This window comes from Micromonospora citrea, assembly GCF_900090315.1.
GTDB classification, from domain to species: domain Bacteria; phylum Actinomycetota; class Actinomycetes; order Mycobacteriales; family Micromonosporaceae; genus Micromonospora; species Micromonospora citrea.
Genome location: NZ_FMHZ01000002.1, coordinates 1371581 through 1389985, shown reverse-complemented (window position 1 = coordinate 1389985; position 18405 = coordinate 1371581). Strand labels below are relative to the sequence as shown.

Sequence of the window (18405 nt, the reverse complement as noted above, 5' to 3'; positions counted from 1 at the left end):
CTGGCGGGCCTCGCGCATCGTGCCGGCGGAGCGTGTCGGGGCTCCGGGGCTCCGGTCGGTGCGTCACGTGCTCACCCGCCCGACGGGCTTGCGTGCCGCTGGGGCTTGCGTGCCGCTGGGGCCTGCGTGCCCTCGGCGAGGACGGCGGGCCGCAGGGTGCGGCGGGGCGGGGGTCGCCAGCTAGCTTCTGCCGTCCTTTCGAGCTGATGTCGTCAACGACTCGCACGCCTGCCGTGGCCGATCAACGGAGCGCGCTGCTCATGACGAGGATTCCGACGACGACCTGCCGTTGCCTCAGATCGTCGTAGATCCTGGTAGGAAAGGGCCCCGCCAAGGGCCGCTCCTGCCAAGGTCTACCGCTTGTCCCGAGACTTGGACCGCTATGCCCAGGGGGCGGGAGGGTGGAGTTCAGGCGGGTGGTTCGGGTGCCACGAACGAGCCCTTGCCCTGCCGGGTCACGATCCAGCCTCTCTCCTCCAGGATCCGCAGCGCGTATCGCACGGGCCATGCGCTCGATTGGTACTGCTCGCGCATCTCGGCGATAGACGGCAGCTTGTCGCCGGGCTGAAGGGTGCCCGCGCGGATTGAGGCCGTGATGTCGGCGATTATCTGCTCGTACAGCGGTGCTTGCGGCATGGGTGGCGCCACCTCTCGTCAGCGCTCCGATCTTCGCACCCGGAGTGACGCGCCGTGCATGCTCTGTTGACTGTGAAGGCAGTGCCTTCTAAGTTGGGGATGGCAGGGGTTCTCTCGTCAGCAGCGGAGCGCCCCGGGGCCGGGCGGGAGAACGCGGTGGTCCTCTTCGCCCGATCCGCCCACGACCCACACCGCACGCTTCGCGTACCTCGCCCTGACCACGTGCTTCGTACTCACCTGCAAGGAGGCTCACGATGCAGGAGCGTCCGCCTGACGGGCCGCTGCCGGCGGCGCACCCGGTCCCGGGTGCCCGCGCTCGACAGCCCGACGGGGACCAGGTGCCCTGTCCGCCCCGCCCGCAGCGCGCGCCGCTCACCCGTCGCCAGTACGCCTACGGCCTCACGGTCGCGCTGCTCGTACTCGTGCTCGTCGCGGTCGGGATCCTGCGGTGAGCGGGACGGGCCGGCGGTGACCGGCCTGCCGGTGGGCCGGCGGGTCGCCCAGTGGCGGGTGCGGCGCAACATGACCCAGCAGCAGTTCGCCGACCGCCTCGGCAAGTCGAAGAGCTGGGTGGACAAGGTCGAGCGCGGGGTACGCCCGCTGGACCGGATGTCCAACCTGCGGGAGGTCGCCGAGGCGCTGCGGATCGACCTGGAGGTGCTGCTCGCGGAGCGGGTCGGGCAACCGGACGTCGCCGTCGCCGGTGTGGCGCGGGTCCGGGCCGCCCTGGCCCGTTACCACGTCGAGGCGTCGTCCCGGCCGCCCGACGTCGCGCAGGTGCGGGCCCGCCTCGACCATGCCGAGCAGAGCTACCGGCACGCCCGGTACCCGGTCCTGCTCGGCCTGCTGCCCGGGCTGCTCGACGCCGCCCGCGAGGCGCGGGTCGCCAGCCCCGGCCGGGTCGCCGACGAACTGGCGGTCGCCGACGAGCTGCTGGTGGCCGCGTACGGGCTCGTCGCCCTGGTGCTGGTCAAGGTCGGTCAGGGAGAGTTGGCGTGGCTGGCCGCCGACCGGGGGATGGCCGTGGCGCTGGCCACGGACGACGCGCGGCTGGCGGGCGTCGCCACCGTACCGCTGAGCCAGGCGCTGCGGGCCGTCGGCCGGCGGCGCTCCGCGATGGAGACGGCGCTCGTGGCCGCCCGCCGACTTCCACCGCGCGAGGCGGCCGGTGGCGACCTGTCGCAGAGCGAGTCGGCCGAGGGTGCCCCGCCGCCGGGCGGTGACGGTGCTCCGTCGCTGCGCGTGACGTTGCTGCTCCAGGCCGCTCTCGCCGCTGCCGGCCGGGGAGACGAGCGCCGGCTGGCCGCCCTGCTCGACCAGGCCGAGGCAGCGGCAGCGGTCGGCGGCGGCTTCGGCCGGGCGTCGGTCGAGGCGGCGCGGGTGGTGGCCGAGGCCGCCGTCGGAGACGTGCGGGCGGCGACGGTACGGCACGATCGCCTCGTCTCCGGTGAGCAGTGGCGGTGGCTGCCGCCCGAGCACCGGGCGGCGTACCTGCTCGACGTGGCCCGCGTACACGCTCTCGCCGGCGACATGGCCCGGGCGGGGCGGGCGCTGCTGGACGCCGAACGCACCGCGCGCAGCGAGGTGCACGACCGGCCGGCGGCGCGCGACCTGGTCGCCACCGTGGCCCGGTACGCCGCCGCTCCCGCCGGCCTGGCCCGCCTCGCCGCCGCCCTGCACGTCACCTGAGGCTGCCCCGCAGCCTGCCCGAATCCACCTCCGACACGTGTCGTTCGCATTACGTGGTAGGGGGAAGCGTCATGAAACTCAACAGCAAGGGCCAGGTCACGATCCCGGCCGCGATGCGGGCCTGACACGGGCTGCACGAGGTCGACGTCGCGGAGGAGGGCGGTGCGCTGCGAATCGTCCGGGTGAGTGGCGCGGAGACCAGGGGGTTCCTGGCGAGGAAGGCCTACGCCAGATACCGCTCCCAGGGAGGGGCCAAGCGGTCACCGATCGCCGACTTCTACATCGGAGCGCCCGCCGCGGTGTGTGGGTATCGGCTGCTCACTCGCGACGGCGCCCGCTACCGCAGTTACTTCCCCAGGCTTCACCTGATCGTCCCGCCAGGCTGAGCCCGACCAGGCCAGGTGGGGTCCCGGGTGCCACGATCTGTGCGTCTCGGCGTGTCTCCGGTCAGCCGAGGTCGTGCTCTGCGGGGCTGGTGTTGAGCAGCCATGCGAGCGGCATGCGTGCCCGTACGCCGTAGTCCTCGCCGTCCAAGGTGTGCATCGTGACAGTCTGTGCCGGGTCCTGCTCCACGATCCAGTACTGCGGGATGCCGGCCGTGGCGTACTCGCCGCGCTTGGTCACCGTGTCGATGCCCTCGGACCCGGGTGAGACGATCTCGACCACGAGAAGGACGTCACCGGCCGGCAGCCACACCCCGTCGGACTGGGTCTTGCTCCAGACAACCAGATCGGGGATGCGCCCGCCGACCCCGCCACTGCGGCCCGGGATGCGCAGCCCGACCGCCTGGGCGATGCGGTCCGCCGGCACACCGCCCTGGGCGAGCCACACCATGAGCCGGGTCGCGATGATCGCATGGGCATATCCCGGCGGCGGCATGATCGAGAGAACTCCCTCAGGGCTGATCTCGTACCGGTGATGCTCGTCCGCGGCCATCATCGCGGTCAGATCGTCGAGCGTCACCACGGGGGGCATCGATCTGCCAACCGCCTCTGCGCTCATGCCGGCATCGTACCGGCGCGGCGGGGACACCACCGCGACGAACACGCGCCGGGTCGCGGCCAGGGGTGCTCTCGCACCGGCCAGCCGACACCGCCACCACGCTGGTGTACACGAACGTGCTGCTGGACGTGTTCACCGACGATCCCCGCTGGGCGGGCTGGTCCGGAGACGCGCTCGCGGACGCCCGCGACTTCGGCGTCCTGGCCGTCGACCCCATCGTGTCCGCCGAGGTGTCGGTCCGCTCGATTCCGCCACGCGATGATGAATGAGCCCGAATCGCAATCATAGGCAACGATCGCCCAATTTTTCGTTCTTCGCGCACCATCGACAGTTATGCGCGGAACTGCGCGTGGGGTGATCATCAAAGGGCCGGGGAGATCGCCCGGGGCGATACGGCGCCGGGGCGGGCGGTGCCGTCCGGCCTACTTCGACAGGGAGCGGTACAGCTCCAGGGTGCGCGCGGCGATGGCGTCCCAGGAGAAGTGCTCCACCGCGCGCCGCCGCCCCGCGACGCCGAACGCGGCGGTCCGGTCCGGGTCGGCCAGCAATTCGTTGATCCGCGCCGCCAGGTCCGCCACGAACCGCTGCGGGTGCAGCGGTCGGCCGCTGCCGTCGTCGGCCTGTTCGATCGGCACCAGCAGGCCGGTCGTGCCGTCGACCACCACCTCGGGGATGCCGCCGGTCGCGGTGGCCACCACCGCCGTCTCGCAGGCCATCGCCTCCAGGTTCACGATGCCCATCGGCTCGTAGACCGACGGGCAGACGAAGACGGTGGCGTGCGTGAGCACCTGGATGACCTCGTGCTTGGGCAGCATCTCGGCCACCCAGACCACGCCCGAGCGGGTCGCCCGCAGCTCGGCCACCAGCCCCTCCACCTCGGCGGCGATCTCCGGGGTGTCGGGCGCGCCGACCAGCAGCACCAGCTGGGTGTCGCCCGGCAGCTCGCGCGCCGCCCGCAGCAGGTAGGGCAGCCCCTTCTGCCGGGTGATCCGCCCCACGTAGACCACGCTCGGCCGGGCCGGGTCGATGCCGAGCCGGTGGACCACGTCCGTGCCGTGGTCCGGGGAGTACTCGTCGGTGTCGATGCCGTTGTGCACCACCCGGACCCGGTCCGGGTCCACCGCCGGATAGGCCGCCAGCACGTCGCGGCGCATCCCCTCGCTGACCGCGATCACCGCGTCGGCGGCCTCGAACGCCGTGCGCTCGCACCACGAGGAGAGGGCGTAGCCGCCGCCGAGCTGCTCGGCCTTCCACGGCCGCAGCGGCTCCAGGCTGTGCGCCGTCACCACGTGCGGCACCCCGTGCAGCAGCTTCGCGGCGTGCCCGGCCAGGTTCGCGTACCAGGTGTGGCTGTGCACCACGTCGGTGCCGGCGCACGCCGCCGCCATCTCCAGGTCCACGCCCATCGTCCGCAGCGCGGCGTTCGCGCCGGTCAGGCTCGCCGGCTCGGCGTACGCGGTGACGCCCGGCTCGGTGCGTGGCGCGCCGAAGCAGTGCACCCGCACGTCGGCGAGGCGGCGCAGCTCCCGGGCCAGGTACTCCACGTGCACGCCGGCCCCGCCGTACACCTCCGGCGGGTACTCCCGGGTCAGCAGATCGACGCGAAGGTGTGCGGAATCCGTCATCCCCCGCACCCTAGTGCAGGAGTGTGCCCGTACGAGTGGTGAAGTCCCCGGCGGATGGTTAGCGTCGGGACATGGCTGCCAAGGTGCTCGCGATCGTCCTGGCCGGCGGAGAGGGCAAGCGCCTCATGCCGCTCACCACGGACCGGGCCAAGCCGGCCGTCCCGTTCGGCGGGATGTACCGCATGGTCGACTTCGTCCTCTCCAACCTGGCGAACGCCGGCTATCTGAAGATCGTCGTGCTGACCCAGTACAAGTCGCACTCGCTGGACCGGCACATCACCAAGACGTGGCGGATGTCGACCCTGCTCGGGAACTACGTCACGCCGGTGCCGGCGCAGCAGCGGCGTGGCCCGTGGTGGTTCGCCGGCTCCGCCGACGCGATCTACCAGAGTTTCAACCTCATCCACGACGAGCAGCCCGACCACGTGATCGTCTTCGGCGCCGACCACATCTACCGGATGGACCCGCGGCAGATGGTGGAGGACCACATCGCCTCCGGGGCCGGCGTCACCGTGGCCGGCATCCGGCAGCCGCTGTCGACGGCCGACCAGTTCGGCGTCATCGAGGTCGGCGAGGACGGCCGGCGGATCCGGGCGTTCCGCGAGAAGCCCACCGACGCGGTCGGCCTGCCCGACGCCCCCGACCAGATCTACGCCTCGATGGGCAACTACGTGTTCACCACGAAGGCGCTCTGCGAGGCGGTCGAGCGCGACGCGGAGGACAAGACCAGCAAGCACGACATGGGCGGCAGCATCATCCCGATGCTGGTCGAGCGCGGCGAGGCCAACGTCTACGACTTCCGCGACAACGAGGTGCCGGGCAGCACCGACCGGGACCGCGGCTACTGGCGCGACGTGGGGACGCTCGACTCCTTCTACGACGCCCACATGGACCTGATCAACGTGCACCCGGTGTTCAACCTCTACAACTTCGAGTGGCCGATCTACACCGGGCAGCTCACCTACCCGCCGGCGAAGTTCGTCCACCAGTGGGGCGAACGGGTCGGCCGGGCCGTCGCCTCGATGGTCTCGCCCGGCGCGGTGATCTCCGGCTCGCTCGTGGAGAACTCGATCGTCTCGCCCAAGGTGAAGGTGCACTCCTGGGCGCACGTGGACGGCGCGGTGCTGATGGAGGGCGTGGACATCGGCCGGCACGCGGTCGTCCGCCGGGCGATCCTCGACAAGAACGTGATCGTGCCCGAGGGCGCCGAGATCGGCGTCGACCTGGAGAAGGACCGGCAGCGCTACACCGTCTCCGACAACGGCATCGTGGTCATCGGCAAGGGACAGAAGGTGGAACCGTGAGCAGTCACCCCCGGGCCGGCCAGCCCGCCCAGCCCGCCGACCTGGTCGACGTGCCGCGACTGGTGACCGCCTACTACGCCGAGCACCCGGATCCGCAGGACCCGGCGCAGCAGGTCTCCTTCGGCACCTCCGGGCACCGCGGGTCGAGCCTGCGCAACGCGTTCAACTCCGACCACATCCTCGCCGTCACCCAGGCGCTCTGCGACTACCGCCGCGAGCGGGGCCTGGACGGGCCGCTCTTCCTCGGCCGTGACACCCACGCGCTCTCGGCCCCGGCCGCCGTGGACGCCCTCGAGGTGCTCGCCGCCAACGAGGTCACCGTGCTGCTCGACAGCCGCGACGGCTACACGCCCACCCCGGCGGTGTCGCACGCCATCCTCACCCACAACCGGGGACGCACCAGCGGTCTCGCCGACGGCATCGTGATCACCCCGTCGCACAACCCGCCCGACGACGGCGGCTTCAAGTACAACCCCACCCATGGCGGGCCGGCGGACAGCGACGTCACCAGATGGATCCAGGACCGGGCCAACGCCATCCTGGCCGACGGGCTCAAGGCGGTCCGCCGGATCCCCCACGCCCGCGCGCGGGCCGCCGACACCACCGGGGCGTACGACTTCCTCGCCAACTACGTCGACGACCTGCCGGCGGCGATCGACATCGACGCGATCCGCGACGCCGGGGTGCGCATCGGCGCCGACCCGCTCGGCGGGGCGAGCGTCGCCTACTGGGGCGAGATCGCCGAGCGGCACCGGCTGGACCTGACCGTGGTCAACCCGGCCGTCGACCCCACCTGGCGGTTCATGACCCTCGACGGCGACGGCAGGATCCGGATGGACTGCTCGTCGCCGAACGCGATGGCCTCGCTGATCGCGGCCCGCGCCGACTACCAGGTCTCCACCGGCAACGACGCCGACGCCGACCGGCACGGCATCGTCACCCCCGACGGCGGCCTGATGAACCCCAACCACTACCTCGCCGTGGCGATCGCCCACCTGTTCCGCACCCGGACGCAGTGGGGGCCGGCCGCCGCCGTCGGCAAGACCCTCGTCTCGTCATCGATGATCGACCGCGTCGCCGCCGACCTGGGCCGCCCGCTGCTGGAGGTGCCGGTCGGCTTCAAGTGGTTCGTCCCCGGGCTGCTCGACGGCGCGGTCGGCTTCGGCGGCGAGGAGAGCGCCGGCGCGTCCTTCCTGCGCCGCGACGGGGCCACCTGGACCACCGACAAGGACGGCATCCTGCTCTGCCTCCTCGCCGCCGAGATCATCGCCACCACCGGCCGTACCCCCAGCGAGCACTGGGCGGAACTGGCCGAGCGCTTCGGCGCGCCCGCGTACGCCCGGATCGACGCGCCGGCCACCCGCGAGCAGAAGGCCGTGCTCGGCAAGCTCTCGCCGGAACAGGTGACCGCCACCGAGCTGGCCGGCGAGCCGATCACCGCGACCCTCACCACCGCTCCGGGCAACGACGCGCCGATCGGCGGGCTCAAGGTGACCACGGAGTCCGGCTGGTTCGCCGCCCGCCCGTCCGGGACGGAGGACGTCTACAAGATCTACGCCGAGTCGTTCCAGGGGCCCGAGCACCTGGCCCGGATCCAGCAGGAGGCGAAGGACCTGGTGTCGGAGGTGCTCAAGCGCGCCTGAGAACCGTCCGCGCCCGCTCGTCCGCCCCTTGGTCCGCCCGTCCACCCTCGGCCTGCCGGTCTGCCCCTCGGCCTGCCGGTCTGCCCCTCGGCCTGCCGGTCTGCCCCTCGGCCTGCCGGTCTGCCCCTCGGCCTGCCGGTCTGCCCCTCGGCCTGCCGGTCTGCCCCTCGGTCCGCTCGTCCGCCCCTCGGCCTGCCCGTCCACCCTCGGCTCACGCCCGCCCGCCGTTCGCTCACCGTCCGTCCTCTGAGGGCTGCCTCGCCGCCTGTCGCCGCCGGCCGCCGCCTGTCGCCGCTGGCCGCCGCCTGTCGCCGTTGGCCGCCGCCTGTCGCCGCCGGCCGCCGCCTGTCGCCGCCGGCTGTCGCCGTCTGCCGGCCGCCGGCTGCGGAAATTTGCACGCCGTCGGCGGGCGCACCCTTCCCCGGCCCCTTTCGAGCTGAGTCGTTTGCGACATCGGACCACGGTCCGGGGCGGCGGCCTCTCGGTACCCGTGCGGATCCCGAACCGTGTCGTACGGCCGATACAGACGCGTGAGTCGCTTACGACATCAGCTCGAAAGGGTGCCGAAGACGAGTCGGCCGTGGCGGGCGGACGAGCCGGCGGGCGCGACCTGTTGACCCGCCGGGCAAGCGAGGGCCGGTGACTCGGCGGGCAGTGTCGTTGGTGGCGGGCTCGAATCGGCCTGGCGGTGGGCCGGGCGAGGGGCGTCTGGCGGTGGGAACCAAGCGAGCGGCGCCTGGTGGCGGGCCGGGACCGGCGCGCGGGGCCGGTCAGCGGGGCGGGGGCAGGTCGCGGCGGTTGAGCCGTTCGCGGAGGCCCTCCGGCAGCAGTTCCCGGAGCTGCTCGGGCAGCAGCGGCAGGTCCAGCAAGCTCAGCTTCAGTTGGTTGCGTTCCTGGTAGCGGCGCGGATCCAGGCGGACGACCAGGCCCGCGTCGCGTCGGTAGCGCACCTGCACGACGCCCTCCCTCGCGGCGTCGCGGATGACCAGGCCGTCCACCTCCACCGCCACCGGCCCGGAGCCCTCGCGCAGTTCCAGGCGGATCGTCTCGTCGGGGGAGAGCACCACCGCCCGGGAGATGCCCGCCATCGGCGCGGACGGGGTAACCACGACCGCCTGGGCGGCCGGCGAGACCAGGGGGCCGCCGGCGGCGTAGCTGTAGGCGGTCGAGCCGGTGGGCGTGCTGACCACCAGCGCGTCGCAGCGGTAGTACCCGTACTGCTGCCCGTCGACGGCGAGGGAGGCGCTGACGAAGCCGGCGCCGGGCTGGCGGATCAGCGCCACGTCGTTGAACGCGACGACGTCGTCGCCACAGACGTCGCAGGCCAGGCAGCTGTGGCTCTCCACCGTGAAGTCGTGCGCGATCAGCCGGTCCAGCGCTGTCGGCAGCTCCGGCGGCTCCACCTCGACGAGGAAGCCGAGCTTGCCGACGTGCACACCGAGCACCGGCTTCGGGTCGTGGACGGCCGAGCGCAACGCCCCGAGCATCGTCCCGTCCCCGCCGATGGCGATCAGCGCGTCCGACCGGACGGCCACCTCGCCCACCGGCAGCGGCTCGACCGTGGCCGGCACCCGGAGCCGGTCCTCGGCGCGTACGGCCAGGGAGATCCGGTGCCGGGCGGCCCAGTCGACGATCGTGTCGACCACGGCCGAGACATCCCGGGTGGGGTGCAGCACCAGCCCGAGCCGGCTCCGGTCCATACCTACAGCTCACCACATCCCGGCCGTCCCGACGGGCGTATCGGAAGGCGCACCGACGGGCCTCTTCGTCACGCTCCGCACATCGTGCGTGACGCGCCCGTGCGCCGGTCGTTGGTCGAAGCGGGTACCGGCCCGACGGCTCGTACCCCGTGCCACGCGCAGGTGGCGCGTCGGGCGGAACCACGAGGAGGATCCTTGAAGATCGTCGTTACCGGTGGCGCCGGCTTCATCGGCTGCAACCTGGTACGCGCCCTCGCCGACGCGCCGCGGGTCAGTGAGATCGTGGTGGTGGACGACCTCTCCACCGGGTCGCTGGACAACCTTCTCGACCTGCCGGCGCGGCTGTTCACCGGGACCGTCCTCGACCCCGACCTGCTCGACGAGGCGGTGAGCGGGGCGGCCAGCGTCGTCCACCTCGGTGCCCTCGGCTCGGTGCCCCGCTCCATCGACGACCCGCTGCGAAGCCACCACGCCAACGCCACCGGTACCCTGAGCGTCCTGGAGGTGGTCCGGCGCCACAGGGTGCCCCACGTCGTGGTCGCCTCCTCGTCCTCGGTCTACGGCGCCAACCCCGTCCTGCCCCGGCGGGAGGACCTGCGGCCGATGCCGGTGAGCCCGTACGCGGTCTCGAAACTCGCGACCGAGGCATACGCGCTCGCCTACGCCTCCTGCTACGGCATCGACGTGCTGCCGTTCCGCTTCTTCAACGTCTACGGGCCCCGCCAGGCCGCCAACCACGCGTACGCCGCCGTGGTGCCGAGGTTCGTCTCGGCGGCCCTGGCGGGCCGGCCGCTCCAGGTGCACGGCGACGGCACCCAGACCCGCGACTTCACCTACGTCGGCAGCGTCACGGACGTCATCGTCGACGCGGTCCTGCGCCGGGTCTGCGCGTCGGACGTGGTGAATCTCGCCTTCGGCGCGCGGATCTCGCTGCTGGAACTGATCGCGGAACTGGAGGAGGTGCTCGATCGCCGCCTCGAGGTGGTGCACGGCCCGCCCCGCGCCGGCGATGTCCGCCACTCCGACGCCGACAACGGGGTGCTGCGCGCGCTCTTCCCCGACGTGACGCCGGTGCCGCGCGCCCAGGCCCTGCGAGAGACGGTGCGCTGGTACGAGGCGCACGCGGAGCAGTTCGCCTGATGACCGCCCGCCCAACTAGCCGGGGCGCGGGCGGCGGTGGACCGGTACCGCCCCGACGACGTGGCGGGAATCGCCGGTGCGACGGCATCCCGTCCTGATACGGAACCGTGACCTTGGGTGTTGCTTGTCGTTGACTGTCGTGAAGGGTGCAAAAGGGTCATTCGCCTAGTTGGTGCCGACAGGCAGCAACATGCGACATCGGGGGAACAGTTGAAGATTGTGGTCAGCGGGGGGGCCGGTTTCATCGGTTCGAACCTGGTACGGGCGCTCGCTGAGCAGCCGCGGATCAGCGAGATCGTGGTGGTCGACGACCTGTCGACCGGTTCGTTGGACAACTTGCGGGACGTACCCGCCCGGGTCCTCGTCGGCTCGGTCTGCGACCCGGACGTGCTGGACGACGCGCTACCGGGCGCCGCGAGCGTCGTGCACCTCGGTGCCCTCGGCTCGGTGCCCGGGTCGATCGACGATCCGGTGCGCAGCCACCACGCCAACGCCACGGGAACGGTGAGCGTGCTGGAGGCGGTGCGCCGCCACGACGTGCGGCACGTGGTGGTGGCCTCCTCCTCCTCGGTATACGGGGCGGTTCCGGGGATGCCCCGGCACGAGGCGCTGCGGCCGATGCCGGTGAGCCCGTACGCGGCCTCCAAGCTCGCCACCGAGACCTACACCCTCGCCTATGCTGCCTGCTTCGACCTCGCGGTGCTCCCGTTCCGCTTCTTCAACGTGTACGGGCCGCGGCAGGACCCCGAGCACCCCTACGCCGCCGTGGTGCCGAGGTTCATCGCGGACGCGCTCGACGGCCGGCCCCTGACGCTGCACGGCGACGGCCAGCAGACCCGCGACTTCACCTACGTCGCCGACGTCACCGACGTCATCACCGACGCCGTGGTGCGCCGCGTCGGCGCGTCCGACGTGGTCAACCTGGCGTTCGGCACCCGTACGTCGCTGCGGGATCTGGTCGCCGAGCTTGAGGGCGTGCTCGGCTGGCGGCTCGAGGTGGAGCACGGCCCACCGCGGCCCGGCGACGTCCGCGACTCCCAGGCCGACTGCACCCGGCTGCGGGAGCTGTTCCCCGCCGCCCGGCCGCACTCGCTGCGCGCCGGCCTGGTGGCGACCGTCGAGTGGCAGTCCGCTGCCCGCGCGCTGAGTCCGGTCTAGGGCGGCCGACCACGATGCACCCCACCGTCACGGAGTCGGCCGACGCCCGGGCCCCGCTGGCCGACCCGGCGGTGGCCGACCGGGGCCGCGACCGGAGGCTGGTGGCCGGCATCGCGACGACGGTGGGCAGCCGGGCGGTCGGGGCCATCGTGCCGCTGCTGCTGCTCCCGCTCACCCAGCGGTATCTGGGCGTGGAGCTGTTCGGCCTGTGGCAGGCGGTGACGGCACTCACCGCGATGGCGGCCTTCGCCGACCTCGGCCTGGGTAACGGGCTGATGACCAAGCTGGCGGACGCCCATGCCCGGGGCGACGCCGTGCAGGCCAGACGCTACGTCTCCACCGCCTACCTGACCCTGGCCGGCGCGGCGGGTGCCGCCTGCGCCGCCCTCTGGCTCGGGGCGCTCGTCACCCCGTGGGTAGCCGTGTTCAACCTGCCCAGCGCCGAGCTGGTGCCGACGGCCCGGACCATGACGCTGGTCTGCCTGACCGTCTTCATCCTCAACGTGCCGATGTCGCTGGTCGTTCGGGTGCAGTACGGCGTCCAGCAGGTCGCCTGCGCCAACTCGTGGCAGCTGGCAGGGTCCCTGCTCTGCCTCCCGCTGACCCTGGTCGCCGTGGCCCTCGACGCCGGTCCGGTGCCCCTGGTGGCCGCCGCGGTGAGCGGCCCGCTGCTGGGCAACCTGGTGAACAGCCTGTGGCTGTACATCCGGCGGATGCCGGAGCTGGCCCCGTCACCGCGGTACGTGGAAGCATCCGCCGCCCGGGTGTTGCTCAAGCTGGGCGGGATGTTCCTGCTGCTCACGGCCGTGCTGACGGTCGCGACCAACACCGACCCCCTGATCGTCGCCCAGACCCGCGGCCTGGCCGAGGTGGCCGTGTTCGCCGTGGCCGCCCGCTTGTTCGCTCAGTTGGGACTGCTCATGTCGATGATGACCACGGCGTTGTGGCCGGCGTACGGTGAGGCGCTGGCCCACGGACGGGTGGACTGGGTCCGTCGCCTCACCGGCCGGATGACCCTCATCGCGGTGGCAGCCGTCGGGTTGCCGAGCGTCGTGGTGGCGCTCGTCGGTGGGGAGCCGTTGGCCGCGCTGATGGGGATGGCGCAGGCACCGGACCGGTGGCTGCTCGCCGGCCTCGGTGCCTGGTGGATGGTGCTCGCGGTGGCCTCACCCTGGTTCATGGTGCAGAACGCCGCCGGGGTGGTCCGCCCGCAGCTCGCCGGCTGGACGGCCTACCTCGCCCTGGCGGTGCCGCTGAAGGGGTGGGGCGCCGGAGCGTTGGGGACGGCCGCGGTGCCGTGGCTGGGTGCGGCCGTCGGGCTGGTGACGGTCGTCCCGGCGGCGCTACTGGGTTACCGCCAGGTGGTGACCCGAGCCCGACCGGCGGCGCACGGGCAGCGGGTGACGGCATGAACGGGCAGCCGGGCCGGGCTCGCGTCCTCGTCGTCGGGGCGGAGCCCTTCCGGGCCACCACGGGCAGCGGCATCACCCTGGCCAACCTCTTCGCGGGGTGGCCGCGGGACCGGCTCGCGCAGGTCTACACCGCCGCCGCGGAACCCTCCACCGAGGTCTGCTCCCGGTTCCATCGGATCGACCCGCGTAGCAGCCCGGTCGACCACTACGGACGGCGGTTCCTGAGCCGTGGCGGCTCGCCGTGGGGGCGGGCCGATCCGGCGATCGGGGCGATACCGGTATCGGCGGGGGCACCCTCGTCGGCCCGGCTGCACGCCGAACTGCGGGCCCTGGCCGACCTGAGCCCGCTGCGGATCGCCGGCCCGCTGGTCGAGTGGGTCCGGGCGTTCCGCCCCGACGTGGTCTACTCGATGCTGGGCAGCGTCCGGATCATGCGGCTGGCAGACCGGCTGGCCGAGTGCAGTGGCGCGCCGCTGGTGCCCCACTTCATGGACGACTGGCCGGCGACCCTCTACGCCTCCGGTGAGTTGCTCGGCTATGGCCAGCGTTCGGTCCGGCGCCACCTGGACCGGGTCATGCGCCGCTGCGTCAGCGGCCTGTGCATCAGCGACGAGATGGCCAGGGAGTACGAGCGGCGGTACGACCGACCGTTCGCGGCGTTCGCCAACTGCGTCGACGAGAGTGCCTTCGTCGACCCGGTGGACGGTCGGGCGGAAACCGGGGCGCTGCGCCTGAGCTACGTGGGGGGCCTGCACCTCGACCGGTGGGCAGTGCTGCGTCAGGTCGGCCTCGCCCTCGGCGAACTGCCCGGGGACCTGCCTCGACCGCGGTTGACGGTGCACGCGCCCGAGGCGGACCTGGTCCGCTACCGGGATCGGTTCGTTGACTGCCCGCAGGTCCACCTCGGGGAGTCCCTGGGTGGCGCGGAGGTCACCCGCGCGTTGGCCGAGGCGGACGTCCTGGTGCATGTGGAGTCTTTCCGGCCGGAGCTGCGGCGCTACACCCGTTTCTCGCTCTCCACCAAGATCCCCCAGTACCTGGCCGCCGGGCGACCCGTCCTGGCGTACGGGCCGGGAGAGCTCGCCTCCATGCGGCACCTCGATGCCGCCGGGGCCGCCCTGGGGGTGGGCGTCGAGGACCAGAGACAGCTGCGGCAGGCCCTCGAACGGCTGTGCCGCGACGGTGCCCTGCGCGGCCGACTGGCCCGTGCCGGGCACGAATGGGCGTGGCGCCACCACAGCAGGGGTCAGGTGGCCCGGGCCTTCGCCGCCCGCCTGACGGAGGTCTCCGCCGTGGCCGTACCCGGCCCGGTGTCGGAAAGGACGGCGCGGTGACTGATTCATCCGACTGGGTGGCGTACGTGGGGCCGTTCCGCTACCCGTGGGGCGAGGCCTGCTCCCGGCGGGTCGACGGGATCGCCCGGTCGCTGGCCCTGACCGGCCGACACGTGGTGGTGGTCGGCGGGGAACACACCCCGACCGAGCCTCGGCCCGTCGACTTCGCGGCTGCGCCGGGCACGATAACGCACGTCGGGGTGGGCGAGCTGCCGCCCGCCGGGGCGAGCCCGGCCGCCAAGGCGAACCAGGTCCTCCTCCGCTGGGGGGCGCGGACCGTCGCCTGGCTGGCGGCGCAGCCGACCCGACCCTCGCACGTCGTGGTCTACGGGGGCGGGACGCCGTACATGGTCCACCTGCGCCGGTGGTGCCGGCGCCACGGGGTGCCGCTGGTGGTCGACGTGGTCGAGTGGTACAGCCCTCGGCAACTGGCCGGCGGAGCGCTGGGCCCCCTGCACCTGTCGGCGAAGCTCGCCCTGCGTCACCACTATCCGCGCTGCTCCGGCGTCATCGCCATCAGCACCCTGCTCGAGGAGCACTTCCGGCGGCGGGGCTGCCCGGTGGTGCGGGTGCCCCCGACCCTCGACGTGCGGCAACTGGCGGGCGCACCGGAGGCCCCGGCCACCGGGCGTGACGAGCTCACCCTGGTCTACGCCGGCACCCCCGGGCGCAAGGATCTGCTCGGCACCGTCGTCCAGGCGGTCGAGGCGGTGGCGCGCTCCGGTGCGCGGCTGCGGCTGCGGGTGGTGGGGCCGTCCCGCCAACAGCTGCGGGACCTGCTCGGCGGCGACCCGCCGGAGATGGTGGAGGTGGTCGGCCGGGTACCGCAGTGGACCGTGCCGCACCTGCTGCGCGAGGCCGACTTCAGCGTCCTGCTCCGGCCACCGGCACGGTACGCCAACGCCGGATTCCCGACGAAGGTCTGCGAGTCGATGGCGAACGGCACCCCGGTGATCTGCAACCTGACCAGCGACCTGGGCCGCTACCTGGAAGACGGCGTCAACGCCCTGGTCTGCGCCGACCACTCCGGGGCCGCGCTGACAACGGCGCTGCACCGGGCGGTGCGGCTGACCACCGAGGAACGGCTGCTCATGCGCAAGGCCGCCCGGGAGCAGGCGCTGGACTCCTTCGACATCCGGGCGTACGCACAGCCGCTGGCGCGGCTGCTCGATTCTGTGCAGGAGGTAACGGGTGCCGGACACCGTGGACACTGAGATGCCGGAGCGGATGCGGGTGTGTGTGGTGGGGCCGTTGCCGCCACCGATGGGAGGAATCGCCCGCGGGGTGGCGATGCTGGTCAACCGGTTCCGCGACGATCCGGAGGTCCACATCGAGGTGGTCGACATCGCCCAGCAGTGGCGCGGCGTGCACGAACTCGGGCGGGGTCGGCGCCTGACCGCGGGCGTACGCCAGCTCACGGCCGGCGCCGTGGCGCTGCGCCGCGTCCTGGCCGCGGGCCGCACCGACGTCGTGCACCTGCACTCGTCCGGTGGCCCCGGCGTCTTCCGGGACCTGGCGTTGCTGCTCATCACCCGGGTGTACCGGCGCCCGGTCATCTACCACCTGCACTTCGGGCGGATCCCCGACATCGCCGGGCGCGGCAGTCGGGAATGGCGGTTGATGGCCCGGGCGATGCGGCTGGCGACGGCCGTTCTGGTCCTCGACGAGGCGTCCGAGGCCACTGTCCGCAACCAGCTCCCCACGGTGTGGGTGCGGCGGATGCCGAACGGGGTGGACCTCGACCGGCTCCCGGCGCCACACCGGGACCCCGCGCCGGCGGAACGCACGGTGCTGTTCGTTGGCTGGTTCCTGCACGCCAAGGGGGTCGAGGACCTGCTGACCGCGTGGCGGACGGCCGCGCAGCCGGGCTGGCGGCTGCTCTTCGTCGGCCCCGCCGACCCGGCCTACCTGCGATCGGTCACCGAGCAGCACCAGCCGCCTGCGTCGGTGTCCTTCCTGGGGGAGCTGCCGCATGCGGAGGTCCTTGCCATGATGGGTCGCTGCGACCTGTTCGTCCTGCCCAGCCACACCGAGGGGTTCCCCAACGTCGTGGTCGAGGCGATGGCGCTCGGTTGCCCGGTCGTCGCCACCGACGTGGGGGCGACCGCCGAGATCCTCGGCGACGACAGCGGGGTGGTCGTCGCGCCCTCGGACCCCGTCGGCCTCGCCGCGGCGCTGCGGGAGCTGATGACCGACCCGGTGCGCCGTGCTGAGCTGGCCGGCCGGGCCCGGGCCCGGGTGCACCGGCTCTACGGGCTACAGAGCGTGCTGCGCCAGCACACCGACCTGTGGCGTCGGGTCGCCGGTTCCCCCCGGCACGACCGCCGACCGCCGGCCGCCGCGCCGGGGAAGCACCCCGTCGGGTCCTGACCGGTGGACCCTGCGGTGGTGCCGGCCGCCGGTGCTCTGTGGACGGTCGGCCGCGAGGGCGGGCACGAGCGAGAGCAACGCCAGCGGTAGCCAGGCGGCCAGGGCGGCCTCCCAGTGTCCAGTGAGCCAGATCGGCAGGAACATCACCAGGAACAACCCGGCCAGCCGCGCGCCGAGCTGGGAGGCGCGCCCGACGGGCCGCACGGCGGCGGCCAGGACGGCTGCGTAGCACAGCACGCCCACGAGCCCGAGATCGGCGCCGAGGGTGAGGGCCAGACTGTGGGCGCCGATTCCCCAGGAACTGACAGCCGTGAACGCGCCCGCCCCGATTCCGGCGAGCGGGGACTGCCCCCAGATGGCGGCGGCCTCGGGCCAGACCAGCATCCGGCCGGCGAGGTCACCGGTCGCCCGGTCGACGACGAGGCCGTCGAGGCGCAGCAGCGCCGCCTCGCCCATGCCGAGCGGTATCAGGAGCAGGGCTGCCGGGACGACGACCACCGCCACCCGCCAGCACGCCCGGGGAGTTGCCCGGCTGCACAGCAGATAGACGGCTCCGAGCAGCAGCGCGGCCAGGGCGCCCCGCGTCCCGCTGAGCAGCACCGCGTAGCCCAGCATCGCCACGATCGCGTAGAGCACGAGGCGTGCCGCGCGGGGCAGCCCACCGACGGCGCCCAGCAGCACCGCCAGCAGAATCCCGGCGACCATCGTGTAGGCAGTCAGGTTGATGTTGAATCCCTCGATGCCGTACCGGACGCTGAGGTCGAAGGCTCCCGCCCGTCCGAGGTCGCCGCTGACGGAGGGCTCACGGATCAGTTGGAACGTCCGGACGAGACACCCGGCGAGGAACGCGCCACCAACCGCGAGCAGGTCGCGGGTGGTGGTCACGATGTGCCGCACCGCGACCAGCAGCAGTACGCAGGTGCCGTACAGGTAGACGGCGCTGCGGGTCGCCGAGGTGTCGACCGTCCACCCGAGGCTGGCGACCACCCACACGCCGAGCAGCAGGGCGAGCACGTCGACCAACCCCGGCCGGGGAAAGCGACCACTGAGGGTGACGGCGACCAGCAGAGCGGGGGCCAAATAGGTCTGATCCACCGACCAGCAGGCCAGAAAGGCGACGCCGCTGAGGATCGCCACGCTGACCAGCGTGGCGTAGCGCCGAGGGGCCCGTCGCCGGTGCGTGCCGAGCGAGCGGGCGGATCCGGACAGGAGGCCTGGAGGTACGTCTCCCACGCTGTAGCCCTTCGGATTCGGTGACCAGGCGGCATATCCGCTGCGGTCGCCAGTCTCCCATCTCTTTCTCGCTTAAGCGGGCATTCGTAGCGATTGTCGGATGAAATGCGTTTCTCCGGTACGGGAGTGGTCGTTCCTCTCAACGAACCCGCCGGGTGT

At 72.7% G+C, this 18405-nt stretch carries 16 protein-coding genes; 11 read left to right on the top strand and 5 right to left on the bottom strand.

Features of this window, described 5'->3' with window-relative positions:
* Positions 1–408 precede the first annotated feature (408 nt).
* On the bottom strand, positions 409–636 hold the full coding sequence (locus tag GA0070606_RS06510; protein WP_091095969.1) for a winged helix-turn-helix domain-containing protein: 228 nt from the start codon (positions 634–636) through the stop codon (positions 409–411).
* Positions 637–890: 254 nt separating this feature from the next.
* On the opposite strand from GA0070606_RS06510, the gene GA0070606_RS33160 reads away from it, so the two are divergent.
* Positions 891–1088 (top strand): hypothetical protein, encoded by a 198-nt coding sequence (locus tag GA0070606_RS33160; protein ID WP_245724591.1) that lies wholly within the window; start codon positions 891–893, stop codon positions 1086–1088.
* Positions 1089–1104: 16 nt separating this feature from the next.
* Positions 1105–2325 (top strand): helix-turn-helix domain-containing protein, encoded by a 1221-nt coding sequence (locus GA0070606_RS06505; RefSeq protein WP_245724590.1) that lies wholly within the window; start codon positions 1105–1107, stop codon positions 2323–2325.
* A gap of 447 nt (positions 2326–2772) precedes the next feature.
* Here the strand turns inward: GA0070606_RS06505 and GA0070606_RS06495 are convergent, their stop codons facing one another.
* Entirely contained in the window at positions 2773–3327 is a 555-nt protein-coding gene (locus tag GA0070606_RS06495) for a Uma2 family endonuclease (RefSeq protein WP_245724589.1), read from the bottom strand.
* Positions 3328–3443: 116 nt separating this feature from the next.
* Here GA0070606_RS06495 and GA0070606_RS32395 point away from each other — a divergent pair, with 116 nt between their 5' ends.
* A complete protein-coding gene (locus GA0070606_RS32395) occupies positions 3444–3596 on the top strand; it encodes a hypothetical protein (RefSeq protein ID WP_176737251.1) in 153 nt (50 codons plus the stop codon).
* A 153-nt stretch (positions 3597–3749) separates the two neighbouring features.
* On the opposite strand, the gene glgA is transcribed toward GA0070606_RS32395, so the two are convergent.
* Positions 3750–4952, bottom strand: coding sequence for a glycogen synthase (gene glgA / locus GA0070606_RS06485; protein WP_091095963.1), 1203 nt, complete (start codon positions 4950–4952; stop codon positions 3750–3752).
* Between the two features lie 71 nt (positions 4953–5023).
* Here glgA and glgC point away from each other — a divergent pair, with 71 nt between their 5' ends.
* Together glgC and pgm are read left to right on the top strand one after the other, a co-directional pair.
* Complete coding sequence (gene glgC, locus GA0070606_RS06480; RefSeq protein WP_091095961.1) at positions 5024–6256, top strand: glucose-1-phosphate adenylyltransferase; 1233 nt, start codon at positions 5024–5026, stop codon at positions 6254–6256.
* The gene (gene pgm, locus GA0070606_RS06475) at positions 6253–7899 is read left to right on the top strand and encodes a phosphoglucomutase (alpha-D-glucose-1,6-bisphosphate-dependent) (protein ID WP_091095959.1); all 1647 of its coding nucleotides are present in this window, start codon (positions 6253–6255) and stop codon (positions 7897–7899) included. The genes glgC and pgm overlap by 4 nt, the downstream gene beginning before the upstream one ends.
* Before the next feature lie 770 nt (positions 7900–8669).
* Here the strand turns inward: pgm and GA0070606_RS06470 are convergent.
* Positions 8670–9599, bottom strand: coding sequence for an NAD(+)/NADH kinase (locus GA0070606_RS06470; protein WP_091095957.1), 930 nt, complete (start codon positions 9597–9599; stop codon positions 8670–8672).
* A gap of 195 nt (positions 9600–9794) precedes the next feature.
* On the opposite strand from GA0070606_RS06470, the gene GA0070606_RS06465 reads away from it, so the two are divergent.
* From GA0070606_RS06465 to GA0070606_RS06440, 6 genes are all read left to right on the top strand, one after another.
* Complete coding sequence (locus GA0070606_RS06465; RefSeq protein WP_091095955.1) at positions 9795–10739, top strand: NAD-dependent epimerase/dehydratase family protein; 945 nt, start codon at positions 9795–9797, stop codon at positions 10737–10739.
* A gap of 219 nt (positions 10740–10958) precedes the next feature.
* A complete protein-coding gene (locus GA0070606_RS06460) occupies positions 10959–11897 on the top strand; it encodes an NAD-dependent epimerase/dehydratase family protein (protein ID WP_245724588.1) in 939 nt (312 codons plus the stop codon).
* A gap of 14 nt (positions 11898–11911) precedes the next feature.
* Positions 11912–13309: an oligosaccharide flippase family protein gene (locus GA0070606_RS06455; RefSeq protein WP_091095951.1), complete on the top strand. Its 1398-nt coding sequence runs from the start codon at positions 11912–11914 to the stop codon at positions 13307–13309.
* Positions 13306–14643, top strand: a complete 1338-nt coding sequence (locus GA0070606_RS06450; RefSeq protein WP_176737250.1) for a glycosyltransferase family protein — start codon at positions 13306–13308, stop codon at positions 14641–14643. Before GA0070606_RS06455 ends, GA0070606_RS06450 begins: the two co-directional genes overlap by 4 nt.
* Positions 14640–15857, top strand: a complete 1218-nt coding sequence (locus tag GA0070606_RS06445) for a glycosyltransferase (protein ID WP_245724587.1) — start codon at positions 14640–14642, stop codon at positions 15855–15857. The genes GA0070606_RS06450 and GA0070606_RS06445 overlap by 4 nt, the downstream gene beginning before the upstream one ends.
* Positions 15835–17013, top strand: a complete 1179-nt coding sequence (locus GA0070606_RS06440) for a glycosyltransferase family 4 protein (protein WP_091095947.1) — start codon at positions 15835–15837, stop codon at positions 17011–17013. The genes GA0070606_RS06445 and GA0070606_RS06440 overlap by 23 nt, the downstream gene beginning before the upstream one ends.
* Here the strand turns inward: GA0070606_RS06440 and GA0070606_RS06435 are convergent.
* Positions 16900–18150 (bottom strand): O-antigen ligase family protein, encoded by a 1251-nt coding sequence (locus tag GA0070606_RS06435; protein ID WP_091095945.1) that lies wholly within the window; start codon positions 18148–18150, stop codon positions 16900–16902. The genes GA0070606_RS06440 and GA0070606_RS06435 overlap by 114 nt on opposite strands.
* Between the last annotated feature and the right edge of the window lie 255 nt (positions 18151–18405).